Source organism: Photorhabdus akhurstii (genome assembly GCF_019090985.1).
GTDB lineage: Bacteria > Pseudomonadota > Gammaproteobacteria > Enterobacterales > Enterobacteriaceae > Photorhabdus > Photorhabdus akhurstii.
Genome location: NZ_CP020335.1, coordinates 3,117,818 through 3,144,783, shown reverse-complemented (window position 1 = coordinate 3,144,783; position 26,966 = coordinate 3,117,818). Strand labels below are relative to the sequence as shown.

20 protein-coding genes (1 of these 20 cut by a window edge) are annotated in these 26,966 nt (G+C 44.3%); 12 read left to right on the top strand and 8 right to left on the bottom strand.

Annotated features, from left to right (window positions below):
* The first annotated feature begins 175 nt into the window (after positions 1-175).
* The 3 genes from yobA (at position 176) to B0X70_RS13550 (ending at position 1,939) form a co-directional block, all read left to right on the top strand.
* A complete protein-coding gene (yobA, locus tag B0X70_RS13560; RefSeq protein WP_036781988.1) occupies positions 176-562 on the top strand; it encodes a CopC domain-containing protein YobA in 387 nt (128 codons plus the stop codon).
* Between the two features lie 2 nt (positions 563-564).
* Positions 565-1,458, top strand: a complete 894-nt coding sequence (gene copD / locus B0X70_RS13555) for a copper homeostasis membrane protein CopD (protein ID WP_040153321.1) — start codon at positions 565-567, stop codon at positions 1,456-1,458.
* A gap of 139 nt (positions 1,459-1,597) precedes the next feature.
* The gene (locus B0X70_RS13550; protein WP_036781991.1) at positions 1,598-1,939 is read left to right on the top strand and encodes a YebY family protein; all 342 of its coding nucleotides are present in this window, start codon (positions 1,598-1,600) and stop codon (positions 1,937-1,939) included.
* A gap of 227 nt (positions 1,940-2,166) precedes the next feature.
* Here the strand turns inward: B0X70_RS13550 and B0X70_RS13545 are convergent, their stop codons facing one another.
* On the bottom strand, positions 2,167-2,409 hold the full coding sequence (locus B0X70_RS13545) for a DUF1480 family protein (protein WP_036781993.1): 243 nt from the start codon (positions 2,407-2,409) through the stop codon (positions 2,167-2,169).
* A 664-nt stretch (positions 2,410-3,073) separates the two neighbouring features.
* Here B0X70_RS13545 and B0X70_RS13540 point away from each other — a divergent pair.
* The 4 genes from B0X70_RS13540 to htpX all read left to right on the top strand — a co-directional run bounded on the left by B0X70_RS13540 (position 3,074) and on the right by htpX (position 7,683).
* Positions 3,074-3,571: a free L-methionine (R)-S-oxide reductase MsrC gene (locus B0X70_RS13540; protein ID WP_036781995.1), complete on the top strand. Its 498-nt coding sequence runs from the start codon at positions 3,074-3,076 to the stop codon at positions 3,569-3,571.
* 95 nt (positions 3,572-3,666) lie between these two features.
* Positions 3,667-4,374 carry an RNA chaperone ProQ gene (gene proQ / locus B0X70_RS13535; protein ID WP_040153316.1) on the top strand — a complete coding sequence of 236 codons (708 nt, stop codon included), beginning with the start codon at positions 3,667-3,669 and terminating at the stop codon, positions 4,372-4,374.
* A gap of 19 nt (positions 4,375-4,393) precedes the next feature.
* On the top strand, positions 4,394-6,445 hold the full coding sequence (gene prc, locus B0X70_RS13530) for a carboxy terminal-processing peptidase (RefSeq protein WP_036782000.1): 2,052 nt from the start codon (positions 4,394-4,396) through the stop codon (positions 6,443-6,445).
* A gap of 350 nt (positions 6,446-6,795) precedes the next feature.
* On the top strand, positions 6,796-7,683 hold the full coding sequence (htpX, locus tag B0X70_RS13525) for a protease HtpX (RefSeq protein WP_040150653.1): 888 nt from the start codon (positions 6,796-6,798) through the stop codon (positions 7,681-7,683).
* Positions 7,684-7,761: 78 nt separating this feature from the next.
* Here htpX and B0X70_RS13520 read toward each other — a convergent pair whose 3' ends face one another.
* Together B0X70_RS13520 and B0X70_RS13515 are read right to left on the bottom strand one after the other, a co-directional pair.
* Positions 7,762-9,153, bottom strand: coding sequence for an L-cystine transporter (locus B0X70_RS13520; protein ID WP_040150651.1), 1,392 nt, complete (start codon positions 9,151-9,153; stop codon positions 7,762-7,764).
* Between the two features lie 187 nt (positions 9,154-9,340).
* The gene (locus B0X70_RS13515) at positions 9,341-9,889 is read right to left on the bottom strand and encodes a metal-dependent hydrolase (protein WP_036782006.1); all 549 of its coding nucleotides are present in this window, start codon (positions 9,887-9,889) and stop codon (positions 9,341-9,343) included.
* Between the two features lie 398 nt (positions 9,890-10,287).
* On the opposite strand from B0X70_RS13515, the gene B0X70_RS13510 reads away from it, so the two are divergent.
* From B0X70_RS13510 to B0X70_RS13500, 3 genes are all read left to right on the top strand, one after another.
* Positions 10,288-11,457: an RNA-guided endonuclease InsQ/TnpB family protein gene (locus tag B0X70_RS13510; RefSeq protein WP_217469572.1), complete on the top strand. Its 1,170-nt coding sequence runs from the start codon at positions 10,288-10,290 to the stop codon at positions 11,455-11,457.
* A 90-nt stretch (positions 11,458-11,547) separates the two neighbouring features.
* A complete protein-coding gene (locus B0X70_RS13505; protein WP_217469571.1) occupies positions 11,548-13,110 on the top strand; it encodes a transposase in 1,563 nt (520 codons plus the stop codon).
* Positions 13,111-13,161: 51 nt separating this feature from the next.
* Positions 13,162-13,704: a YniB family protein gene (locus tag B0X70_RS13500; protein WP_217469570.1), complete on the top strand. Its 543-nt coding sequence runs from the start codon at positions 13,162-13,164 to the stop codon at positions 13,702-13,704.
* Between the two features lie 56 nt (positions 13,705-13,760).
* Here B0X70_RS13500 and B0X70_RS13495 read toward each other — a convergent pair whose 3' ends face one another.
* The 5 genes from B0X70_RS13495 to B0X70_RS13475 all read right to left on the bottom strand — a co-directional run bounded on the left by B0X70_RS13495 (position 13,761) and on the right by B0X70_RS13475 (position 18,315).
* Positions 13,761-14,627: a fructosamine kinase family protein gene (locus B0X70_RS13495; RefSeq protein WP_217469569.1), complete on the bottom strand. Its 867-nt coding sequence runs from the start codon at positions 14,625-14,627 to the stop codon at positions 13,761-13,763.
* Between the two features lie 118 nt (positions 14,628-14,745).
* Positions 14,746-15,633 (bottom strand): metal ABC transporter permease, encoded by an 888-nt coding sequence (locus B0X70_RS13490; RefSeq protein WP_217469568.1) that lies wholly within the window; start codon positions 15,631-15,633, stop codon positions 14,746-14,748.
* Positions 15,630-16,505 carry a metal ABC transporter permease gene (locus B0X70_RS13485; RefSeq protein WP_036775950.1) on the bottom strand — a complete coding sequence of 292 codons (876 nt, stop codon included), beginning with the start codon at positions 16,503-16,505 and terminating at the stop codon, positions 15,630-15,632. The genes B0X70_RS13490 and B0X70_RS13485 overlap by 4 nt, the downstream gene beginning before the upstream one ends.
* Positions 16,502-17,398 (bottom strand): manganese/iron ABC transporter ATP-binding protein, encoded by an 897-nt coding sequence (locus tag B0X70_RS13480; RefSeq protein ID WP_036775949.1) that lies wholly within the window; start codon positions 17,396-17,398, stop codon positions 16,502-16,504. Before B0X70_RS13480 ends, B0X70_RS13485 begins: the two co-directional genes overlap by 4 nt.
* Positions 17,395-18,315 (bottom strand): metal ABC transporter substrate-binding protein, encoded by a 921-nt coding sequence (locus B0X70_RS13475; protein WP_036805264.1) that lies wholly within the window; start codon positions 18,313-18,315, stop codon positions 17,395-17,397. The genes B0X70_RS13480 and B0X70_RS13475 overlap by 4 nt, the downstream gene beginning before the upstream one ends.
* Positions 18,316-18,537: 222 nt before the next feature.
* Between B0X70_RS13475 and B0X70_RS13470 the strand changes: the two genes are divergently transcribed.
* On the top strand, positions 18,538-19,209 hold the full coding sequence (locus B0X70_RS13470) for a transglycosylase SLT domain-containing protein (protein ID WP_036805267.1): 672 nt from the start codon (positions 18,538-18,540) through the stop codon (positions 19,207-19,209).
* A 905-nt stretch (positions 19,210-20,114) separates the two neighbouring features.
* A protein-coding gene (locus B0X70_RS13465) for a non-ribosomal peptide synthase/polyketide synthase (RefSeq protein ID WP_217469567.1) crosses the window boundary here: on the top strand, positions 20,115-26,966 show its 5' portion. 42,264 nt of this gene lie beyond the right edge of the window; only the first 6,852 of its 49,116 coding nucleotides appear in the window; the start codon lies at positions 20,115-20,117; the stop codon falls past the right edge of the window.

The window sequence follows — 26,966 nt, the reverse complement described above, 5'->3', positions numbered from 1 at the left end:
CGCAGTAGTCGCAATAACTTTAGGTATTTAAAGTCAATGCTGCGGTTTTCCTTTATTTTTGCGCGATAGTTCACAAGACGAAATTCTCATTGTAAGTTATCGCAGATAAAATAACTCTTTTGATATAAAATGATGACAACTTATCGAGATTCATTTGAAAATTAAGAGGTTATTGATGACTATTAGCACAATTCGCTCTTTTTGCCGAAAATTATCTGCTCTAATTGTTCTTTTTGTTGGCATATCCTGCCAGCAAGCTTTGGCCCATGCCCATTTGACAGAACAAATTCCGGCGGAAGATACTACTGTAGAAAATACACCGCAGGTAATCACATTAAGCTTTTCTGAAGGTATTGAACTGAATTTTAGTAAAGTAAAAGTGACTGGTCCGGAAAATAGACCCATTAAAACCGGAAAATTGAAGCTTGATCCGGCAACTAATACAAAACTGATTCTTCCTATCGAAGATAAACTAACGACAGGGAGATATGATGTGAACTGGAGCGTGGTCTCTGTTGATGGGCATAAGACCAAAGGTGTCTATAGCTTTACAGTGAAATAATTATGTCTCTGGCGGCGCTGTATATTCTTTGTCGCTTCACCCATTTTGTGGCAGTTATGTTAATGTTTGGCTTTAGCGTATTTACTGCCATCTTGGTTCCTGAGCGTTTATCTGTTCTGATTGATGCGCGCCTTCGTTTAGGGGTAATTATCAGTACCGTTGTGACATTAATAACAACAATTGGATGGTTGGCAATTCAGGCGGGAATAATGGGTGATGGCTGGCAGGATATTTATAATCTAGAAATCTGGTTGGCAGTACTGGGAACAACTTTTGGTAAAGTTTGGCAATGGCAAATACTGATTTCAATAGTTGCTACGGGGTTTTTGTTTATCAGTAAACAAAAAGCCAGAAATATTCTGATGTTAATCAGTTCTACGGTTTTACTCGCCTGCCATGCCTTTATAGGCCATTCGGTAATGCATGATGGGATAACCGGCGTTTTTTCTCAGGTCAATCAGGTAATTCACTTAGTGAGTGTTGGGTATTGGTTTGGTGGATTATGGCCTTTTTTGTTATGTCTGCAATTTTTACGGATACAAAATGAATTGGCCATAGGGTTGGATAAACAGATTATGATTTCTATGATGCGTTTTTCCACGTATGGTCACGTTGCTGTAACCCTGATTATTATAACGGGCATCATAAGCAGCTTAATTTTGCTGCCGAACTGGCCGAAATATAGCGGCAGTGAATATCAATCCATGCTATGGCTGAAGATAGCATTAGTGGCGGGCATGGTGATGCTAGCATTAATTAACCGCTATATCCTGGTTCCCAAACTGAAACAACCTGGCCGTTATCAGTTGTTGATTATCAATAGTTGGATTGAAATTATCCTCGGAGCATTGGTTTTATTATGTGTTGCTGCTTTTGCCACTTATCAACCAGTTTGATTTTCTTAGCTAACTATCTATCTCAATAGGTGCTATTGGTGTAGCCTATTCTTGACACTAAATATATAGTGAATATGGAAAAAGCTGGAGTGTATAAAGATCCACTTCGCTCGCTTTTATATCTACATTGGTAACTATTATGAAACGTTTACTCTTATTACTTTCCTTGTTTTGTCTCTCTTTTCAAAATGTTGCTGCGCCGATTGAAACGGTGAGTAAGCTACAATTTGGTGATAAATGGGCATTTACACGGGAAGAGGTGATGTTGGATTGCCGAGCAAATAAGGCTCTGTTTGTGATTAATCCAAGTACGTTAGTGCAATACCCATTGAATGATATAGCCACAGAGATGATGCAGGTAGGGAAAGTGAATGCTAAGTCTTTGGATATTATTTTATTGGATGATAGCAAAAATCCAACTCAAAAAATGAGTATAGAGCCATTCCAACAAGCAGCTTTAGCATTGTGCGATAAAAAATAATGTCATTGAGTAAGCGATAGCGTCTATATTTGGCTTAATGGAAGATGTTGTTTTTGATTATTTATTATCCAAAAAGTTGGTAAAATGCAAGTATGTCGGCTACGCTTTAAGTTGTAAGTTGTTTTTCGTCTCAATGACACTTTTAGCGCACGGCTCTTAAGAGCCATTTTCCCTAGGCCGAGTAGAGGAGTCAACTCGGCCTTTTTTTGTCACAAGTTTTGTGGACATCAGACCACCCTCATAACCCATGCATGTCTTTGTCTATCATAATGCTTTCTGTAGAGAAGAATGTGTTTATCGTTTAATAAGGCGGGAATACTGGTGTGTTCATCCCATCCATCCAACTGCATACAGAGTTCGCGGTCGGAATTACAGGGAATGCTGATGGTGATATCATCCTCTTCAGAAGGTGAAGAGAGAATAGCATCATCAATTTCGTAGCTGGAAATTCTTAATATTGTCTGGTTCATGATCGCTCCTTAACTTTTAGATAACAGGTAAGACCAGTGTGGCCATCATTGAGGATAGATCAAATAGCTGAGATTTCCAGTAATAATATTTTCTATGTTGGATAATCGGTAGATGATATTGCTGTTATAATTATCTGTTCTAAAACTTACTATCGTCATATTGCTTTTTTTATCTTTGTCATTCTTTGACCTTTTATACATTCAGTAGGAAATATTTATTTGGTGTGGTAGTAAGGAGTAAAAGTGTTAGTGATGGTGTAGTAAATGCAATAATTCTACGGATAAATTGTTTGAATGTTTTGTTTTTTACTACACAACCAGTCAATTCTCAAATGGAAGAGGCTAATGAACGACACTGTTATCAGATAATTGATCTTTATAATTGTGGAAAAGTTCAATTTAATTTTATTGTATGGGAACCTGGAGGTGCTGACGGTGAATCATATTCATACTGGTTGCGCCCCTGATAATGTTTTGGTAGGTAGTGTGATATCTCACAAGCTTTTGCAAGTATTCAATAAATATATTAAAGAATATCTTATTAAAGATAGTAAAGAATTTACGTCAGTGTGACAGACTGTTAACCTTATTGTTATGGGCATTTGATATTTTTTTGATATAAAAATAGAGATGCGTTTTGTGAATTTCATCGGATAGGTCAATTATGAATAAAAATGAGTTCTATCGGGAGCTTACGGGGGACTTAAAAGCTCTGTTGTCTGGTGAGTATGACTTAATAGCAACGCTGGCTAATGCCAGTGCATTGTTGTATGAACGCTTGCATGATGTTAACTGGGTTGGTTTTTACCTGATTGATGGCGATACGTTGGTGTTAGGGCCATTTCAGGGAAAAGTTGCTTGTGTCAGAATACCTGTTGGCAAGGGGGTATGCGGAACGGCTGTATTAGAAAAGCGCATCCAGCGTGTTGATGATGTTCATACGTTCCCAGGCCATATCGCCTGTGATGCCGCTAGTAACGCTGAAATTGTGTTGCCGTTGATCGTAAGCGATAGAATCATCGGTGTATTGGATATTGATAGTACGGTCTTTAATAGGTTCGACGAGAAAGACGAATTTGGCTTACAAGCCCTTATTGATGGGCTTTGTGCTCATTTAGAACAGTGCGTTATGCCTAAATATGTTGAATTGAATGTAACTTAACATATGGATAACGTGGCATTTATCAGCAACGCTATTATAATGACGCCAGTTCATGCCTATGCTGGTTGGCAAAACCGTTGTAATCAGGAAATTTCATGGAAAATCAACCTAAGTTGAATAGTAGTAAAGAGATTATTGCATTTTTAGCTGAGCGTTTCCCGCTCTGTTTCGTAGCAGAAGGTGAAGCTCGTCCTTTAAAGATCGGTATTTTTCAAGATATCGTTGAACGTATTCAGGACGAAGAGTGTTTAAGTAAAACACAACTGCGCTCCGCCTTACGTCTGTACACATCAAGTTGGCGCTATCTGTATGGTGTTAAAGAAGGTGCACAGCGTGTTGACCTTGATGGTAATTCATGCGGTGAACTGGAAGCGGAACACATTGAACACGCTCTCCAGCAACTGACTGAAGCCAAAGCACGGGTTCAGGCACAGCGTGCGGAACAAAGAGCTAAGAAACGTGAAGCTGAAAATGCGGCGGCTGGTGAAAAAAGTGAACGGCCCGCAGCCAAGAAACCTGCACCTCGTCGCCGTGCTAACAATACTGAGGGGGAAAAACGGCAGCAACAGCCACGCCAACAAAAGCGTCCTCAGCAAGCACGTAAGCCAGTTGCTAAACCTGCTCAACCTTCACCTACTCAGATTATCGATGTTTCATCGCTGAAAATTGGTCAGGAAATTAAAGTAAGAGTGGGTAAGAGTTCAGTGGATGCTTCTGTGCTTGAGATCGCCAAAGATGGTGTACGAGTACAATTGCCTTCCGGTTTGGCAATGATTGTACGCGCAGAACATTTACAGTTCTGATACGGAGGCCAACCTGGGCATGAACAAATTCGTCAGACTGGCTTTTGTCTTAGGTGTTTCAATTTTTGGTACTTGTTATGCAAATACAAACAGTCCGGTGGCTGTTCCTGTTGGCATTGAACAACTACCTATATTGAAGCAGGAACCTCAGCATTCAACAGTGAGCGAGCGGGTAACATCCCGCTTCACTCGTTCTCATTATCGCCAATTTGATTTAAATGGTGATTTTTCGGCAAAAATATTTGACCGCTATCTCAATATACTGGATTACAGCCATAACATATTATTAGCGTCAGATATTGCTCAGTATGCCGATAAGAAAAAGTTGTTAGGCAAGGAATTGGAAAGTGGGAATCTGGAAATTCCATATGACTTGTTTAATTTGTTACAGAAACGTCGCTTTGAGCGTTATCAGTACGCTTTATCGCGTCTTGAACAGCCAATGAATTTTGATGGTAACGATACAATTGATATTGATCGTTCCAAAGCCCCTTGGCCACAGAGTGTGGAAGAGCTAAATAAACTTTGGGATGCTAAAGTTAAGTATGATTGGCTCAACCTCAAGCTCAGTGGCAAAGAGGACAATAAAATCAAAGAGATGCTCACCAAACGTTATCAATCCGCGTTAAAACGTCTGACACAAAGTCAAAGTGAAGATGTTTTCCAATTGATTATGACTGCGTTTGCTCGTGAAATTGATCCTCATACCAATTATCTTTCACCACGCAATACTGAACAGTTTAACTCAGAAATGAGTCTTTCCCTGGAGGGGATTGGTGCTGTTTTGCAAATAGATGATGACTACACGGTTATAAATTCTTTGGTTGCTGGTGGACCTGCCGCCAAAAGCAAAGCATTAAACGTGGGCGATAAGATTATTGGTGTCGCTCAGTCTGGGAAGTCTATGGTGGACATTATTGGCTGGCGTCTGGATGATGTGGTTGCGCTGATTAAAGGTCCTAAAGGGAGTAAAGTACGGCTTGAGGTTATTTCTGATACCAAAGGAGCAAAACCACGTACTGTTACTTTAACTCGTGAACAGATCCGTTTGGAAGATCGGGCTGTGAAGATGTCAGTTAAGACAATGGGTCAGGAAAAAGTGGGCGTTCTTGATATCCCCGGTTTTTATGTTGGTTTGACTGATAATGTTAAAACGCAATTACAAAAACTGACCAAACAGCATGTCAGTGCTATTGTCATTGATTTGCGTAGCAATGGCGGTGGTGCGCTGACAGAGGCGGTTTCTTTATCAGGCTTGTTTCTCCCAAGCGGCCCGATTGTCCAAGTTAGAGATAATAATGGAAAAATCCGTCAGGATTCTGATACCGATGAAGTGGTGTACTATAAAGGACCTTTGGTTGTTCTGGTAGACCATTTTAGTGCTTCTGCTTCTGAAATTTTTGCTGCGGCAATGCAGGATTATGGGCGAGCGTTGATTGTTGGTGAACCAACTTTTGGTAAAGGCACAGTTCAACAATATCGTTCTTTGAGTCGTATTTACGATCAAATGATGCGTCCTGATTGGCCATCACTGGGTTCTGTCCAATATACGATTCAGAAGTTCTATCGCGTGAATGGCGGTAGTACTCAGCGTAAAGGGGTTACTCCTGATATTGTAATGCCGACGGGGGTTGATCCGGCAGAAACGGGGGAAAGTTTCGAAGATAATGCTTTGCCTTGGGATAGCATTCCTCCTGCCCGTTATACAGGGTCTAAAATTGTTGCTGCATTGGTTCCTCAGTTGAATGTCGTTCACAATGCTCGCATTACAAATGATCCAGAATTCAAGTACATCAATGAGGATATTGCTCACTATAAGGCGATGAAAGAGCATAAAAATCTTGTTTCTTTGAACTACGCACAAAGAGAGAAAGAGAATAAGGAAGCGGATGCTCTGAAGTTGAATCGCATAAATGATCGCTTTAAACGCGAAGGTAAAAAGCCGTTAACTTCACTGGATGATTTACCTAAAGATTATCAGGGGCCAGATCCCTATCTTGATGAGTCAGTGAAGATTGCACTTGATTTAGCACACCAACCTGCTGAGAAAATGTTAGCTAAATCTAAATAAAATAATGGGTTAAAGCCTGTCAATGATTAATGCCCAATATCGTTCGCTTGAGATGTTTTGAGTGAACGGTATATTGGGTTTTCAATAAAATAATATGAACAGCCTTTTTAAGGTGTTTTTTCTTTTCAGAAAAGATGAATTGTTTCACATTTTCTCAGCATTACTAGGGGTTGGAGTATTTTGTTTAACCAATTGGTGTTAGGCTAATGCGGGTTTTTTTATGATTTTGTAAAGTTGTGTTGATCTTATCGCTTAACAGGTTAAAAGCCTTGAATATAGTAAGAACAGCCTTATTTATAGAGTAGTTCTGAAAGTGCATTTATGATTATTAATAAAGGAAGCCGGTTTTTATGATGCGAATTGTTTTGTTCCTCCTCACTAACCTCGCTGTTATGTTGGTGTTCGGGATAATACTTTCTTTGACAGGAATTCAGAGGAGTAGTGTACAAGGTCTGATGATTATGGCTGGCCTGTTTGGTTTTGGGGGAGCATTTGTTTCCCTGTTGATGTCCAAATGGATAGCTTTGCGCTCTGTGGGTGGTCAGGTCATAGAACAGCCAGCAAATGAAGTTGAACATTGGTTAGTTGAAACTGTTCGTCGTCAAGCGGAACAGGTCAATATTGCCATGCCCCAGGTTGCGATTTATGCCGCGCCTGATATTAACGCATTCGCTACCGGAGCGCGTCGTAATGCTTCTCTGGTAGCTGTCAGCACCGGTCTATTGGACAACATGAGTAGGGCAGAAGCAGAAGCCGTTATTGCTCATGAGATTAGTCATATTGCTAATGGTGATATGGTGACGATGACCTTGTTGCAAGGGATAGTAAATACTTTTGTTATCTTTATTTCTCGTCTGTTGGCTCAGGCTGTATCAAGTTTCCTGTCTGGCAACAGTGATGAGGAAGAGAGTAACTCCTCTGGTAATCCGATTGTTTACATGGTTGTTTCAATGGTGCTGGAAATAGTATTTGGTATTCTGGCGAGCATTATCACAATGTGGTTCTCCCGTTACCGCGAGTTCCATGCAGATGCAGGTTCTGCCAAATTGGTCGGCCGAGAGAAAATGATTGCTGCTTTACAGCGTCTGAAAACCAGTTATGAACCGCAGGAAGAAGGCAGTATGATGGCGTTCTGTATTAATGGTAAAGCAAAAACATTCAGTGAGCTGTTCATGTCTCACCCACCATTGGACAAACGTATTGAAGCGCTGCGTAGTGGACAATACCTGAATAAATAATCCTGAATAAAGTATTGTGAATAAAATAAAAAGCCGGAAAATCAACTCCGGCTTTTTTGCAACTTTTGAAGTTTTAAATTATAGCTGACTTAATTCAACCTGTTCTTCTTGATCGAAGATAGTTTTATCAGTTTGTCCCATCAGTTGGCTGGTAATAGTACCAGCAGTCATTGAGCCACTTACATTCAGCGCCGTACGGCCCATATCAATGAGAGGCTCAACAGAAATCAATAAAGCAATCAACGTCACAGGTAATCCCATTGCGGGTAAGACAATCAGTGCGGCAAATGTAGCACCGCCGCCTACACCGGCGACACCAGCAGAGCTGATAGTGACAATGCCAACGAGTGTTGCAATCCACATCGGATCGAGAGGGTTTATACCTACTGTTGGAGCAACCATTGTTGCCAACATGGCGGGATAAATACCGGCACAGCCATTCTGACCAATTGTTGCTCCGAAAGATGCTGAGAAACTGGCGATAGATTCTGGCACGCCAATACGGAGTGTCTGGGTTTCGACATTCAGTGGAATACTGGCCGCACTGGAACGGCTGGTGAATGCAAAAGTCAACACTGGCCAGGTTTTTTTGAAGAATCTAAGTGGATTGATGCCGATGAGAGAAAGCAGAAACCCATGAACAACAAATACGAGTGCTAATGCAATGTAAGATGCGATAACAAAGGTTCCCAGTTTTGCAATTTCATGGATATTAGAGTTGGCGACAACTTTGGTCATTAGAGCCATAACACCATACGGCGTTAGGCGCATAACCAGACGAACCAGCTTCATTACCCATGCTTGTATAGTATCAATAGCGACTAATATGCGCTCACCTCTTTCATGATCATCTTTCAGCATTTGCAGAGCTGCGATACCTAAGAAAGTTGCAAAAATGACAACGCTGATAACAGAGGTTGGATTAGCGCCGGTGAAATCTGCAAACGGATTTTTAGGAATAAAAGATAAAATCAATTGTGGTACAGATAAATCAGAGATTTTGCTGACATAGTTGTTTTCGATAGCAGATAGGCGCGTTGTTTCTTGGGGACCTTGAATCAGACCTTCAGCAGTCAGGCCGAACAGGTTGATAATTATGATACCGATAAGCGCTGCAATCATTGTAGTGAATAGCAACGCTCCAATGGTCAGAAAACTGATTTTTCCTAAAGAAGATGCTTTGTGTAATTTGGCAACTGCACTCAAAATAGAGGCAAATACCAGAGGCATAATGACCATTTGTAGAAGCTGTACGTAACCATTACCGACAATGTTGAACCATAATATGGATTCCTTCACTATGGTATTATCAGAGCCATAAACTAGTTGCAGTGCCAAGCCAAAAATAATGCCAATGGCAAGGCCCGCAAAAACCTTTTTCGACAAGTTCCATTGCCGTGAACTAGCTTTTGACAATAGCAAAAGCAGTGCTACGAAGACGAGCACATTCGAAATGAGTGGTAAATTCATCCCCAAACTCCAGAATTCAATTTAGTTGAGTCATAAGTTGTATCGAATCGTGTAAGTTTGCAAACGAACACATTACAACAAGCAGTTGGGGAATATAGTATCAGCTTAAATTATTCTCATTTATAACTATATAGAATTTGATATAACAAATGTGACTTTTAAGATTTATTTTTAGTCAATTAGAGTATTATAAATAGAGATCTTTGATGCGATTGATATAAAAAAGTATAGAGTATTCAATATCTTTTGGTAGAAAAATGGCAATGACAATTAAGAGAGCAGAAATAAACCTTTCTGCTTTCTTATTTCCTTGCTTGCCAAGCACCGGTAGACAGAAACGTATTTTGATTGGCCATAATAACGGCACACCCGCAGGTGTTAACATATCTGCAATCAGATGGCTTAAATAGCCAACAATCATGGCATGGAAAAAATCAGTTGGGATTAGCCACTCTTCTGGTATTTTTAGCCAAAATAAAGTGATTCCTAATATGAGAGCAAGTAAGCTGTGAGTAAATCCTCTATGACCACAGAGTTTGGCAACAGGAATGGAGATAAATCTGAATAATCTACCCAAAGTTGAATTGGGGTGATCGATATCGGGTAACAAGGCAGTAAGCAGCACCCCTGGTAGCATATGCAGCCAGTCTCCATTTGCTATCTCTGTTGTTATTTCTAGCTTGTGTGCCAGGATAATGCTGGCAACTGAAAACAAAAGATGCCCTTCTGCGGTCATAAATTCCTCTGACTAATAACTGTCTATCCATACAGTTGGCGAAGTATAGAGGGTTTTACGTGGGTAAGATAGAGGGTGAAAAGCAAAAATATCTTATTTATTAATATATAACGTTAATATCTAATTAAGTTTTTATTTGACAGAATAAGATATAAGCGCTGCGGCTGTTATGTGAACAATTGAGAAGCTGCCATCGATATCAAAAAATGGCCGCTTTTATTGGTAAATGAAAAGACATTTAGCAAAATCCGCCGTAAACCCTAGCCCAGTGCGGGCGGGAATATCAGGCGAAAAGCCCTTTGGGCTTTAGGTCTGGCTACTGCGACGTCTCCTGAATGAATGGATATCTGCCGGTAAAACAGGCTAAAATGAATGCACTTTATCAATGAGCGCTGAATATGTTAAGAGCGACCAAGGTCCGCATCTACCCCACACCCGAACAGGCCGAGTATCTTAACGGTCAGTTTGGGGCGGTCCGTTTTGCGTACAACAAGGCGCTGCACATCAAAAAGCATGCCTACAAACGTCACGGCGTGAATTTAAATCCGCGCAAAGACCTCAAACCGTTACTGGTGGTCGCGAAGCAATCCCGCAAGTATGCCTGGCTCAGGGCATATGATTCTATCGCGTTACAGCAGGCGGTGATCAATCTGCATACTGCATTTGATAATTTCTTCAATCCGAAGTTGCGCGCCCAATTTCCCACGTTCAAACGCAAACAGGGTAAGCAATCGAGCTATCACTGTGTTGGGGTGAAAGTGCTGGAGGGCGCAGTGAAGATCCCGAAATTGTCACCGATAAAGGCCCGCATACACAGAGAAATTGAAGGGGAAGTGAAGAGTATTACGCTATCCCGAACCGCCACGGGAAAGTATTTCGCCGCTATCCTGTGTGACGATGGCAAAGAGGTACCGGAAAAGCCGGGCGTTATCACCCGCGTGACCGGGTGCGATATGGGTTTGTCCCACTATCTTATCGAGTCGACCGGGGAGAAGGTCAATAACCCCCGTCACCTTATCAACGCCACCCGTAACCTGCGTCGTAAACAGAAATCACTGTCCCGCAAACAACAGGGCAGCGTTAACCGCGGCAAGGCCCGATTACGTCTGGCGGCCGTCCATGAGCGGGTAGTCCATGTCTGCGCCGATTTTCAACACAAACTCTCTCGGACAATGGTTGACGAAAACCAAGCGATCATTGTTGAGACACTGAAATCGGCCAACATGATGAAGAATCACCACCTTGCCCGCGCTATCGGGGATGCGGGCTGGCATGGCTTCATCAAGAAACTGGAATATAAAGCCGCAGCGGCGGGCGTCCATCTGGTCAAACTGGATCAGTGGTTCGCCAGTTCGAAAACCTGCCATTGCTGCGGTCACAAAATGCCGGAAATGCCGCTGAACAAGCGGATCTGGCCATGTCCTTGCTGTGGTGTTGAACATGATCGTGACATCAACGCAGCGATCAACATCCAGCGCAAGGGCATACAGGAATTACAGGCGGCGGGACTCGTCGTTTCTGCCCACGGAGGCCAGCGTAAATCCGTTGCATCAACGGTTGCGGCCTGAGAAGTGGGAAGCCTTGCCGTTTAGAGGGTGTCGCAAAAGGCGTGTATTATCCGTTAAGATCTGCGTACTTCTTTTAAGCGCAGATCTTTTATGACCTTATTCATTCGAAAACGGGAACCTTCCCTTCATACCGGACGTCAGTTTGTCAAAGCTCAGCACTTACCTGTATTGGATGGCTCCCTTTCCCTTTCTGATTATCTCAGGCAAATGGGGGAGCGTAGCGCATTTATTGTTACTGACATTCTTGATGAGCAAGATTGGGGCCCTTTTGAACGCCATTATGCTTCGACAGGGAGAGCCCCTTATTCTCCACGCTCCATGATAGGGCTCCTGCTTTATGGGATCATGAAAGGACACTGCTCGCTCAGAGAACTTGAACGACTTGCGCGTTTAGATTTAGGCTGTATTTTTGTCAGTCAGGGAATTACGCCCGATCATGCCAGTCTTGGGCGTTTTATTTATCAGCACCAATCCGTCCTGACGGGCTCGTTTTTTAAGGCACTGACCTTATCCATTTTGCACCGTAGTCATTCGGACGGCTCGTGCCTGGCCGGTGACGGGACAGTGATAGAGGCGGCCTGTTCTCATTACCACCTTTTAACTCAGGAAGCGATTTCACGTGAAAAAAATACTCTCACGGCCACCCCTGCCACAGCGCAGACAGAAAAACGCATAAAGCAATTGGAACAGGGAGCCAGCGTATTACGGCGCCGACAAGAAAATCGCGAAAAAAAAGGGAAGGATGCCAGCCAACTGCGTATCAATCCAACAGAACCCGAAGCCGTCGTCCAGAAACTTAAGCGGGGAAGGGGATTTTCAACTTCCTATAAACCGTCTGTTTTAGTCAACAACAGACGTCTTATCGTCGCTCACACGGTCGATCCCTCCAGTGAAACCCAAGTGATGGCCGCGTTATTGGCGCAGAATCTCACTGTCTCGGGCGGTCACCCGGAAAAATTGATATTGGATGCCGGTTATTTCCATGACGATGTGATTGCTGAGGCGAAGAAACATCAGAGCTTGCTGTTTTGTGCAGAAAATTCAGACCGACAGCGTGCACGAAAAATCTATCCTAAATCATTATTTACTTATGATGCTGAGCAAGATTGCTATATTTGTCCTGCGCATCACCAATTGTCCCTGCAAAGTACAGTGAAAGCCACTGAAAAAACGCGGCCCTATCGGGTTTATAGCGCTGACAATTGTGTCGGATGCCCGCAGAAAGCGGGCTGCACAAAGGCTAAAGGAGGAAGAAAAATAAAACGTTATCCGGAAGATGAAGGGAGGGAGGCGCTTCGTTTGCATATGGCCCGACCCGAGTCAAAACAGATATTGAGTCAACGAAAGAGCCTGGTAGAACCGGTATTTTCGGCATTACGGGGAATTCAGAGACTGGAACGCTTTCGGCGTAAGGGATTGTCAGCGGTAAAGCTGGAGTTTTCCCTGCATGCAATGGCCTATAACTTATCAAGAGCGGTGGCTCTGATATTAGGGATTATTTTTAGCCTGTTATCCATACAAATAACAGGCTGCCCAAAGTCAGTGATTGAATTTAACTTGATGCTTGAAAAAGTGACCTTAACCTTTTGCGACACCCTCTTTACGGCGGGGAGCAGTCACTTAACTAAATATAAAGTTAAATTTGGTGATTGATGGGCTATGATTAGCCAAAATAAAATCTGCTGATTGCTATGAGGGGTATCGATGACTTACCAAAAAGCCGGATACATCGCTATTATTAAGCGAGTTTTAGGTTGGATGATTTTTATTCCGGCACTTTTATCGACCATTGTTTCTGTGATCAATCTTGCTTGGTTGCATGGTATTAAAGGTGATGGTATCAATGCTGTTTTGGGTGATTTGCTGAAAATGATGGCTGAAATGGTGCGTTTTAATACCCCATTTCTGGATTTCTTCTGGAAAAATTCGCCAACACCTGATCATCTGGCTGACTTTACCGGGTCAACACTTGGTTTCCTGATTATCTATTTTCTTATTTTTTTCGGCCTTGCTATGAATGCATCAGGTCAACGTATGTACAGGCAAGTGAAGTTTGTACGCGAAAATATTGAAGATCAGCTTATTATTGAAAAAGCTAAAGGCAATAATGGACTGACGAAAGAACAGATTGAATTAAAAATTAAACTTCCTCGTCATACACTGTTCAGTCAGATTTATATCTTATATATTTCACCGGTAATTATCGGTGCGATTTTTTATTTTCTATTGAAAATCTTAGGCTGGTAAACGCTCCGGTTGGCTATAGCTGCGGAATAAGGTTTTCGCAGCTTGATTACCACTGATTAGCTATTTTTAGTCAAAATATTATCAATAATATTTTGAACCGCAATAAGATTATCACCACCAAACAGATTACACCGGTTAAGCAAATAATAGAGCTGATACATAGGCTGTCGTTCGATAAAGTTGGCAGGGAGCGGCCATATGCTCTGATAGCCATCAAAAATTTGCATCGGTAAATCAGGGTATAACGGTAACATAGCGAAATCACATTCACGATCTCCCCAATAACAGGCTGGGTCGAAGGCAACGGCTTGATCATCTAACGAAGCACAATTAGCTGGCCAGAGATCGCCATGTAAGAGAGAGGGTTGTGGCTGATGGTGTTGAAGTTTGTTACTTATGGTTTGAACGATATTATCAATGTCGCCAAATATCATGTTTTTTTCTGCTGCGATTTGTAATTGCCAACCAATCCGCTTTTCCGCATAAAATTGGTGCCAACGTCGTTGCCAGCCATTGGGTTGTGGTGTCGTTGCCAGCATATTGTCAAAATCAAAACCGAATTGAGGTTGCTCACTCCATTGATGAAGTTTTGCCAGTTGTTGACCGAAGCAATAGGCACTGTGAGGGTCAAAAGATTTTAAAGGCAGAAATTCAAGCAAGAGAAAGCTATGGTCACGGGTGTTGCCAATACCATAAACAGTTGGAACACGGATAGTCTGGCTGCGTGCCAAGAGTTCAAGTTGTTCTGATTCTGCTTTGAAGACAGGGAGCATTTCCCGCAGGTTTGATTTGACAAAAATTTGTCGCTTTCCATGTGTGATTCGCCAAGCTTGGTGGATGTCCCCTCCGGCTAACTCAGTTTTATCGTGAATTTCAGCAACACCGAAATGTTCGTTTAACAAACGATTTATTGCTTGCCACATGGTTCACCTCTCTACGTCGTCAATTACTTTATGAACAATTATAGTCAGAGAAAATATATGATCAGGTAAAAAATATGATTAACAGGGTTATATCTCAAAACAGATATAACCCTTTTTGTTATTGGTTGGGTTCGTTAGAGATTTGTAGAGCAGCTTGATACGTTTTACGTTTAGATTTTGTTCTTACAAGTTTTATCTGATTGTAAGCCAGTGCTAGTGTAAAGAAGATAGCCTGAACAATAACAATGCATGGTCCCGTTGCGCCATCAATGTGGAAACTGATCAGAGTACCTAGGACACAGGAACTGACCGATGCAATGATAGCGACAATTAACATTCGGTCAAAACTGCGGCATAACATGAAAGCGATAATGCCTGGTGATATCAACATTGCAATAACCAAAATCATTCCCACTGCTTGCAGGGAAGCGACGATGGTCATGGACAGCAGGCAAAGCAAACCATAATGCAAAAGCTTAACAGGTAATCCCACAACGCGCGCTTGGTTCGGATCGAAGCAGTAAAGCATAAAGTCTTTGCGCTTTAGCAGTACCACCGCCATAGTGATGCCGGTAATCCATAATGTTTGGTTCAACTCATCTTTAGTGATCCCTAGTATATTTCCGAACACAATATGAGTGAGATGTTGGTCGGTATCCATACGGGCAAAAAGAACTAAACCAAAGGCAAACATGCCTGAAAAGACAATTCCCATGACAGTATCTTCTTTTATCCGGCTATGTTCTTTCAGATATCCCGTTGCAACAGCACAAAAAATACCGGAAAGAAATGCGCCAATAGCCAGTGGTATACCGGCAGCGAAAGCCAGCACAATACCTGGTAATACAGCGTGAGAAATGGCGTCTCCCATTAACGACCAGCCTTTAAGAACCAGATAGCAAGAGAGCATTGCACATACCGCACCTGTTACAATCGCGGCGAATATCGCTCGTTGCATAAATGGAAACATAAACGGCTCAGTGAGTAACTGTATTAACTCATTCATGGTTGTGTCTCCTGAGCCAATGTCGAGGATTCTTTTTTGGCACGCATACGTGAAGCGAATAGTCCATGTTTTGGCGCAAAGAAGAATGCTAGCAAGAAAATAATGGTTTGCAGTGTGACAATGACACCACCAGTAGCGCCGTTAAGGAAGAAACTTAGGTAAGCGCCAAATGCACTGGTCAGAGAGCCAATAGCAACAGCAATGATCAGCAGGTGCTTAAAGCGGTCAGTTAATAAATAAGCTGTTGCGCCTGGAGTGACTACCATTGCAATCACTAGAATAGCGCCGACAGTTTGTAGAGCTGCGACAGTACAAGCACTCAACAAAGTAAAAAAAATGATTTTCATCCGCAAGGGAGATAAGCCGATAGAGCGTGCGTGCGTTTCATCAAAAAAGACAACGAGCAAATCTTTCCAGATAAACATGAGCACGATAAATGAAATTGCGATAATGATTTCAACCTGGAGAACATCTTCATCAGCGATGCCAAGGATATTGCCGAAAATAATGGTTTGTACGTTAACAGAAGTAGGATTGAGAGAAACGATTAACAACCCGGCGGCAAAAAAAGTGGAAAAAATGAACCCGATCACCGCATCTTCGCGTAAACGAGTGATATGACGAACCAGAGTCATAGACAGAGCTGCCAGCATTCCGGTAAAAAAAGCCCCACCTGCATAAGGGAGACCCAGTGCGTAAGCACCGGCGACGCCAGGTACAACTGAGTGAGAGAGAGCATCTCCCATCAATGACCAGCCTTTTAGCATCAGGTAGGAAGAAAGGAAAGCACAGACGGCACCGACGATGGCACTAACCCAGATGGCTTTTACCATGTAATTGTAGTGAAAAGGTTGCAGCAAAAGTTCTGTCATGATTGGCGCTTCTCCTTATGCTGACTCTGCCGCGGCGGAACATGGTGATCATGACCATAAAATACGGCTGCGCGTTCATCATCAGTAATAACTGTCAAGGAGCGTGGATCATCATCATCATGTAATTCCGGGCCGGATAGATTAATATGACGAAGCACTCCACCAAAAGTCATCTCTAAGTTTTTTTGGGTGAAAGTTGTTTCTGTTGGGCCGCTTGCCAGAACAGTCCGGTTGATTAAGATGACATGATCGCAGAATTCAGGCACGCTACCAAGGTTATGTGTGGAAACCAAAACCAGATGGCCTTCATCACGTAAATCACATAGTAGGTCAATGATGGCATTTTCTGTTTTTACATCAACACCAGTGAAAGGTTCATCCAGTAATAGAACTTTGCCTTCCTGAGCCAGAGCCCTTGCAAGAAAAACCCGTTTTTTCTGTCCGCCTGAGAGTTCGCCGATTTGCCGGTTGCGTAGGGCGGTTAAGCCGACACGTTCAAGGGCTTTATCAACCGCTTGGTGATCTTTTTTACTTGGGATTCTCAGGAATCCCATTTTCCCATAGCGGCCCATCATAACGACATCAGAAACCAATACGGGAAAGTTCCAGTCGACTTCTTCTGTCTGAGGGACATATGCAATAATATTTTTCTTCAAAGCATTTTTGACTGGCATATCACTCAGAGTTACTTTTCCCTGAGATGGGCTTACCAGCCCCATGATGGTCTTAAACAGTGTGGATTTACCACTACCGTTAATGCCCACCAATGCACAGATAGTTCCACCGGTGATAGAAAAACTTGCATCATAAATAGCTGTGTGACCGTTGTTATAAGTCACAGTGGCGTCATCGACGACTAAATGAGGACGTTCAAACAGCATATTGCTATTCATTGATTAAATCCTTTTGCGATTGTATCTACAGTTTTGTTCAGTAAATCAATATAAGTTGGTACTGGGCCGTCACTGCCGGAGAGTGAATCTACATAAAGAACGCCACCATAACGGGCATCTGTTTCTTTACTGACTTGTTTAGCGGGTTTATCTGAAATTGTACTTTCACTAAACACAACTGGGATTTTATTTGCTCTTACAGTATCGATAACATGACGAACTTGTTGTGGTGAACCCTGTTCTTCCGCATTAATTGGCCATAGATAAACTTCCTTGAATTGGTAATCTTTAGCCAAATAGCTAAAAGCCCCTTCGCTGGTGACTAACCAACGTTGATCCTGTGGAATCCGGGAAAGACGTTCTCGCAGTGGAGAATCTAGTTGGGCGATTTTTTCAGCGTAGGCTTTGGCGTTCCTATTATAAATTTCTGCATTTTCAGGATCGTATTTCACAAATGCTTGGCGGATATTCTCGATATAGACCAAAGCATTTGTGGGTGACATCCAGGCGTGAGGATTAGGGTTCCCGTTGTAAGGCCCTTCACGGATAGGGAGTGGTTCAATGCCGTCAGTAATGACAACGGCAGGTACATCTTTAAGGTTTTCAAAGAAGCGTTCAAACCAGCGCTCTAGATTTAGCCCATTCCAAAGGATCAAATCAGCATGTTGAGATTTTATAATATCTTTGGGGGTAGGTTGGTAATCATGGATTTCGGCGCCAGGTTTAGTAATTGATTCAACAATCGCCGCATCACCTGCTACGTTTTGTGCGATATCTTGAATGATAGTAAAGGTAGTGACGACTTTAAATTGTTTGGCGGCAGCTACCTGATGGCTAAATAAAATTGTGGATAAGAGAATTAACATAATTCCCAGAACAGGAGGGGAAAGTAAAAGCAGAGAAAGTTTTTTCTTCATCAATTCAAACCTTACTTGTTATAAGTATATATATGATAACGATTATCAATATCATCTAAGTAAAGTCAAGATTATAAAATTTGGGAACAGCGATTATTGCGATAGTCATTCCATATGAATATGAACACGAATACAGTGAAAAGTTAAGTAAAAATATTTTTAGATTGTAAACGAAATTGTATATGCTGCGCTTTAGTAAAATTTGATCCAGAGGATTATAGGGTGAAATTAAGACTGAGCTTTGTGGCACTGATCGTGCTGTTAGTCGGTTGCGCTGAGAGAAATGCTCAGCAAACAAATGCGGGTAAACAGTCCGGTCAGCAACGTATGCTTAGTGGCAATACTGCTAACGCAGCTAGAATTTCTTCTTTCCCGCCAACGCCCTTTGACACATTTATTCAACAGGCATCCAATCGATACGGCGTTGATGAAACGCTTATCAGAGCGATTATTCAAGTTGAATCCGGTTTCCGTCCTGATGCGATCAGTAAATCGAATGCAATTGGTCTTATGCAGATTAAAGCATCGACCGCAGGACGGGATGTGTATCGACAAAAAGGGCGTCTTGGTCAGCCGACAACTCGTGAGTTGAAAGATCCTAAAACCAATATCGATCTTGGCACTGCTTATATCAGTATTCTGAAAGAGCAACATCTGGCAGGTATTGATAACCCTGAGACCCTCTACTATGCCACTATTGTTGCCTACGTAAATGGTGCGGGTGCTCTTTTGCGTACTTTTAATGTGGATCGTCAGTTAGCCGTTAATAAAATAAACCGCATGACACCGGATGAGTTTTATCAATATGTTCAGGATAATCATCCAGCACCTCAGGCTCCACGCTATTTATGGAAGGTAAAAAAGGCTTATCGTTCGTTAGTAATGGCAGATTGAGTTGCTGATAAAAATGACGATTCCATTTACGACATCCTCGCATTGGTCGGGAGTTTACGGCGGTTTTTGCTAAATTTAACTGCGAAAGACTTGTTCTTAATTTGTAGTGGATTCTGGGAAATAAAATGATCCCTCCTTTGGTACTGATTGTGGAGGAGGGGACTTTAATATATGTGTTCACTGGTGTTTACAAGCTAAACGGTATAGGACCTCATTTCAATTTACATCATGCGATGGTAAATATTATCTGATATCCGATAATTCATATCTTATGTTTCTTATGAACAATACGGTATTCCATCAATGTTGATCTTAACTACATTATTATAAGATAATATATAGTTAGATTGATTTTAATTGGAAATTGTTTTCTTATGAAGTTAAAGATAATTAATTTTTACATTAATTGCATAAGATTATTATTATAAAATAATGATAAATGAAGTTAATTTTAGCCTAAACTTATGTTTTAAAGTGATTAAATATACAGATTTTCTTTGTGAATGTTTAATGAGTTGTATTTGATATGGCATTTTACCTGCTCCTTGTTTAAAGGGTGAGGCGTTATTTTTCAATAAATTATCGAAGTTTTCTCGTACTCATAATGGAATTAAGCATCAGCCCAAAAGTGCTTATCCAAAAAATAAGGATGAAATAGAACATATATTTACGTTTCATAAATGACCATTTCCCGGGTTTAGGAAAGTTATCATCACAGAATTGCTAATAAATAAGTTATTTACATCCAATTCCAGAGAGAAAACATTGCCTGAGTATTTTAGTTGATGTTTAACGTGCCCATTTTTATTCCGCTTGGGATAAGTGGGGCAAAAATAAAAAAACACTTGTGATGATTGCTAAGAATGATAGTTGCCAAATATCTAACAGATTTATTGAGGTAGTAGATGAAAGATAGCATTACTAAAAAAGCGGAAAGTATCCTTAAAGCCGAACTTCTCTCTCAGACATCAGAAAATATAACCAATAACGTAAAGAATATACCTGCTCTGTCACGTAATTGCGTCGTGGTCGGGGGAACGACCCTTGCAATATTCTGTGCCGAACAAATTCAGGCGGCCGGGCATACAATACAAGCAATACTGACGACTGATACCGTCCTGCAAACATGGGCTGCCCGGAAAGAGATTATTTGTGTGAACTCTGTCGAGGCATTACAAGCGCAAATTGCACAACATCCTGTGGACTGGCTGTTCTCCATCGTTAATCCGATTATCCTGCCTGTGTCGCTGATTGGGCAGATTCGCTGCGGTGCTTTTAATTATCACAATAGCCCCTTGCCACGTTATGCGGGAAGTCATGCCACTTCTTGGGCACTGTTAGCGCGGGAGACACATTACGCCATTTCGTGGCATTGTATTGAGGCAGGGGTGGACACTGGTGATATAGCGGTGCAATGGCCGGTATCTATTGAGGAACACGATAATGCATTTTCATTGAATCTGAAATGTTATCAGGCAGCTCAGGAAGGGTTTATCAAATTGCTTCGGGATCTTGAGCAGGAAGAGTTGGTGACTTATCCGCAGGATCTGACACAACGAAGTTTTTATGCTCAGTCTCGTCGTCCCGATGGTGGGGGGTATCTGTGTTGGCAGCAGTCGGGTGAGGTACTTTCAGCTTTAGTACGGGCATTAGATTTTGGCGAAAATTATTTAAATCCACTGGGTTGCCCGAAACTGTTACTGAAATGGGGCACAGTGCGAATTTCCTGGCTTCAACGGCTGAATCACTATTCTGGAGGGGCACCCGGTACGTTGATTGCTGTAGAGGAGGATGCCTGGCAGGTAACAACCGGAAGTGAGGATGTTAGGCTCGGAGGGTTTGCCACACTTGAGGGAGAATTACTCTCCGCTGGGGAACTTGCTGATATATCAGAACTTGGACCAGGCAAGCAGTTGCCTCTGCTTTCTTCACAACAGACTCAGAATGTAAAAGATATCCTCCAGGCATTGGCACCCAGTGAATCATTCTGGCATGAGCGTCTTGCCTCTTTTCTGCCACTCCAATTACCTTTCGAAACTGCCGGGAAGTCAGCAGCACCGGAATGGGCATTAAGTGCTTGGCAATCTCCGCTATTAGAAAATGGTGAAAAAAAACCATTGCAGACACTGTTACAGACATTTGCTATCTATCTTGCACGTTTGACTCATCAAACCGAGTTCCAAATCGGCTGGTGTGTGGATAGGGTAAAAGATGAATCGGATGTGTTGTCTGTTTTGGCGCCAGTGGTGCCAATGACTGTTAAGGTGGAGTTTGATCAGCCGTGGTATGCGGTAGCGAATTGGATGGAGGGTGAGCTTGCACGGCTGACGCAGCATCGTACATTTTGCCGTGATCTCCTTTCTTGTTCTCCTTCACTGTGTGTTATCCCAGCATTAACAGCAAGTCGCCCGTGGCGAGTTGCCGTCTCTTTCACGCCGGATAATAAACAGTGGGAGCAGAATGCATTAGGTGAATTGCTGACACTCCAGATAAATACTCAGGGTGGTTTTCGCTGGATTTACGATATAAACCGTTTGAGTACGGAAGTGGTTCAGCGGATGAGTGAACATTTACAGGTGTTGGCATTATCGGCAGATGAACGGAATGACATTCCCGTCTGGCAACTTAATTTGTTGCCTGAAGCTGAACGCACGCTGCTGCTGGAAACCTGGAACGCGACTGAAACGGTATATCCTGACCGGTTATGTATTCACCGGCTGTTTGAACTACAGGTGGAGAAAACCCCTAACGCTATAGCGCTGATGTATGAAGAACGCGTTCTTAACTATGCTGAATTAAATGCCTGTGCTAATCGGCTGGCGCATCAACTGATTACGTTGGGAGTCTCACCAGAGCAGCGGGTGGCAATTTGCGTCGCGAGTTCGCCAGCGCGGATAGTGGGGCTGCTGGCAGTACTGAAAGCCGGGGGGGCCTATGTACCGCTAGACCCGGCTTATCCGGGGGAACGTCTGGTTCATATTTTGACCGATGCTGAACCAGCTATTGTACTGGCAGATGATACTGGACGTGCCGCGTTAGGCAAAAAAGTACTGGCAACACTGACCGTGCTGGACCCGAATTCATTGCCCAACCACCCGGATAGTAACCCGCAAGTACCGGCGTTAACCCCACGCCATCTGGCGTATGTGATTTATACCTCCGGTTCGACCGGCATACCAAAGGGCGTGATGGTCGAACATCATGGGCTGGTTAACCTGATTCAGGAAAAAATCGTTCAGTTTGATATTCATCCGGGTAGCCGGATGTTGCAGTTTGCCTCATTTGGCTTTGATGCGAGTGTCTGGGAAACCATGATGGCATTGTGCAGTGGGGCTGCTTTGGCGATCCCGGACGACATGATTCGTCAGGAACCTCGCTATCTCTGGCATTATCTGGAAGAGCAGGCGATAACCCATGCCTGCCTGACACCGGCCTTACTTCGGGAGGGGACCGATCTGCCGGTGATGACAATAAGACCGACGTTGATACTCGGTGGTGAGGCGCCTAGCGCAACACTGCTTCAGGCACTGAGTCGTCGGGCAACGGTGTTTAATGCGTATGGCCCAACGGAAATCACGGTGTGTGCAGCTACCTGGCGTTGTCCGTCAGACTACACTGAGGGCGTCATTGCGATTGGACGTCCGACAGCTAACACACAAGTTTATTTGCTGAATACTGACGGCCAGCCAGTGCCGTTAGGCGCGGTCGGTGAGCTGTATATTGGCGGTGTGGGGGTAGCGCGAGGCTATCTCAACCGCCCTGATTTGACAGCGGAACGTTTTCTGGCCGATCCGTTTAGTGGTGAACCCAATGCCCGTCTGTACCGGACCGGGGATTTGGCCCGCTACCTGCCGGATGGCAATCTGGAATTTCTGGGCCGTAATGACCAGCAGGTGAAAATCCGTGGTTTCCGTATTGAACCGGGGGAAATTGAAGCTCGATTGCTGGAACACCCGGCTGTGAACGAAGCACTGGTGCTGGCTCTGGGCGATGGTCAGAATAAACGGCTGGCGGCTTATGTGGTGGCAGAAGCAGATGACGGGCTAGTTAATAGCTTGCGTGCCTATCTGAGTGCCATTTTGCCGGATTATATGGTACCGGCAGCCTTTGTACGCTTGGATACCTTCCCGTTGACGCCAAACGGCAAACTGGATCGCCGAGCGTTGCCTGCGCCAGGGGCAGAAGCCTTTGCCCGTCAGGTTTATGCCGCGCCGCAAGGGGAGATAGAAACTCTGCTAGCTGCTGTCTGGAGTGAATTGTTGGGCATTGAACAGGTCAGTCGGCACGACAGTTTTTTTGCTTTGGGTGGGCATTCGTTGCTGGCGGTACGAATGATTGAACGTCTGCGTAATGTGGGGTTAACACTGGCAGTACGTGATTTATTCCAATCCCCGGTGTTATCTGAATTTGCCCAAACAGTAGGGCAATCACCGGCGCTATTGGTGCTGGCGAATGTTATTACCCCGGCAACCTCGGTACTTACACCTGAAATGTTGCCGTTGATTGATCTGACTCAGACTGAGATTGACCATATTGTGGCTCAGGTACCAGGTGGGGTTGCCAATATTCAAGATATTTATGGTTTGTCACCATTGCAGGACGGTATTTTGTTCCATCATCTGCTGGCGAATAAGGGTGATCCGTATCTATTTATTAGCCAGATGATCTTTGCTGACCGTGCCTTGTTGGACAGTTATTTAGTGGCAGTGCAACAGGTGGTTAACCGTCACGATATTCTGCGTACCGCCTTTGTTTGGCAAGGATTATCAGCGCCTGTTCAAGTGGTTTGGCGTCAGGCTCAATTATCAGTCACTGAACTGACACTAGACCCGATTGATGGGCCGGTCCGTGATCAGTTAGCTCAACATTTTGACTTACAACATCATCGCCTTGATTTGAACCAAGCACCCTTATTGCACTTTGCGGTAGCGCAGGAAGAGGATGGTCGTTGGAGCGTACTGCAATTGCTGCATCATCTGATTGGCGACCATACGACGCTGGAAGTGATGAATGGTGAAATTCAGGCTTATCTTGCCGGACAGGAAGGGAACTTACCTGTGCCGATCCCTTTCCGTAATCTAGTGGCTCAGGCCCGATTGGGGATGAGTGAGTCTGAACATACCCGCTTCTTTACTGACATGTTGGATGAGGTGGATCAACCGACGCTGCCATTCGGGTTGACGGAGGTGCATCGGGATGGTTCGCAGGTGACAGAATCGCACCGGATGTTATCCACTAAGTTGAATGACCGCCTGCGCAGCCAGGCCCGGCGTCTGGGCGTCAGTTTGGCGACTTTGTGCCATTTGGCTTGGGCACAGGTGTTGTCACATACCAGCGGACAGACGAAAGTGGTGTTCGGTACCGTATTGTTTGGTCGGATGCAAGCGGGGCAAGGCGCTGACAGCGGTATGGGGCTGTTTATTAATACCTTGCCATTACGGCTGGATGTGGATGATACCCCGGTACAGGACAGTGTACAGGCAGCACATACTCGACTGGCGGAATTACTGGATCATGAACATGCGTCACTGGCATTGGCCCAGCGTTGTAGCAGTGTGCAGGGGGAAACTCCGCTCTTTAGTGCTTTGCTGAATTATCGACATAATGATCAGTCGGCGATTCCAAATAAGGTAGTGCCAGGTATTGAATTCCTTGGTGCACAGGAACGAACCAACTATCCGTTTGTACTGTCAGTAGAGGACGGCGGTTCTACGTTGGGATTGACCGCTCAGGTGGTGCAGCCATTTGAATCAGAACGAGTATGCGGTTATATGCAACAGGCGTTGGAAAGTCTGGCCGCGGCGCTTGAACAGCATCCGGAGACACCGGTACGAACACTGAATATCTTGCCGACAGCGGAAAAAAAGCTGTTGTTGGAAACTTGGAATACAACAGAAACGTCGTATCCGGATCACGATTGTATTCACCGACTGTTTGAGCAATGGGCAGAGAAAAGTCCAGATGCCACAGCACTGGTATATGAAGAAGAGAGTCTCAGCTATGCCGAACTCAATGCCCGTGCCAACCGTCTGGCACATCAACTGATCACGTTGGGCGTTACGCCGGACCAACGGGTAGCGATTTGCGTGTCACGTTCACCGGCAATGGTGGTGGGGGTATTAGCGGTGCTGAAAGCCGGGGGGGCCTATGTGCCGCTAGATCCGGTCTATACCGGTGAGCGCCTGGCATATATCTTGAGCGATGCTGCCCCCGCTATTTTGCTGGCGGATAACGTCGGGCGTGATGCGCTGGGAGAGGACGCGCTGGCAGGTCTGACGGTACTTGACCCGAATAGTTTGCCTGATCAGCCGGACAGTAACCCGCAAGTGCCGACATTGACGGCACAGCATCTGGCCTATGTGATTTACACCTCGGGTTCGACCGGCACGCCGAAGGGGGTGATGGTCGAACATCGTCATATCCTGCGTTTGTTTGACGCGACTAAATCCTGGTATCACTTTAATCGGCAGGATATTTGGTGCCTGTTCCATTCCATAGCGTTTGACTTCTCGGTATGGGAATTATGGGGGGCATTACGCTACGGCGCTAAACTGGTGCTGGTTTCGCACGCGATTGCCCGCTCACCCCAGGAGCTGCATCAATTCGTGTGTCAGCACGGTATCACGGTGTTGAATCAAACCCCCAGTGCCTTCAAAGCCTTTATTGCCAGTTATGTCGCCAATCCGTTACCGGACTGCTTGCGCTATATCATCTTTGGCGGGGAAGCCCTCGATCCGAGTATTTTGAAGCCGTGGTATGCCCTGCGTGAGGAGACGTTGCCTCAGTTGGTGAATATGTACGGTATCACCGAGACCACGGTTCACGTCACTTACCGAGCACTGGGCCGCCATGATGCAGAACAGACAACGAGTCCTATTGGCACGCGGATCCCGGACTTAACCCTCTATCTGTTGGATAAGTATGGTCAGCCAGTACCGTTAGGCGCTGTAGGTGAGTTATATGTTGGCGGGGCCGGTGTGGCACGGGGTTATCTCAATCGCCCTGAACTGACCGTGGAACGTTTTCTGCCAGATTTGTTCAGTAGTGAACCGGATACCCGAATGTACCGTACCGGGGATTTGGCCCGCTATCTGCCGGACGGCAATCTGGAGTTCTTGGGCCGAAATGACCAGCAGGTGAAAATCCGTGGTTTCCGCATTGAGCCGGGTGAAATCGAAGCCCGATTAATGGAACACTCAGCGGTGAGAGAAGCGGTCGTGCTGGCACTGGATGATGGTCAGGATAAACGGTTGGTGGCTTATGTGGCGGCAGAAGTGGATGAGGCATTGGTTAACCGTCTGCATACTCATTTAAGTGCGGTTTTACCGGATTATATGGTGCCGGCCGCTTTTGTGCGTCTGGATGCCTTCCCGTTGACACCGAATGGCAAACTGGATCGACGGGCATTACCGGTGCCGGGGGAAGAAGATTTTGCCCGGCAGATTTACGCTGAGCCGTCAGGGGAGATGGAAACCACATTGGCGGCTATCTGGCGTGAATTACTGGGCGTTGCGCGAATTAGCCGATATGACAACTTTTTTGCACTGGGCGGTCATTCTCTGTTGGCGGTGCGGATGATGAACCGGATAGCGGCGTTGGGGATTGAATTGCCATTGTCCACGCTGTTTACATTCCCGTCTTTGATGGCCTTTGCTGAAGTGATGAGTGCCCGGTTTGATGAGTCAGGCGGGGCATTGCCCGCTATCGTTCCGCTATCCCGTGAGGGTAAATTGTCGTTGTCATTTGCGCAACAGCGT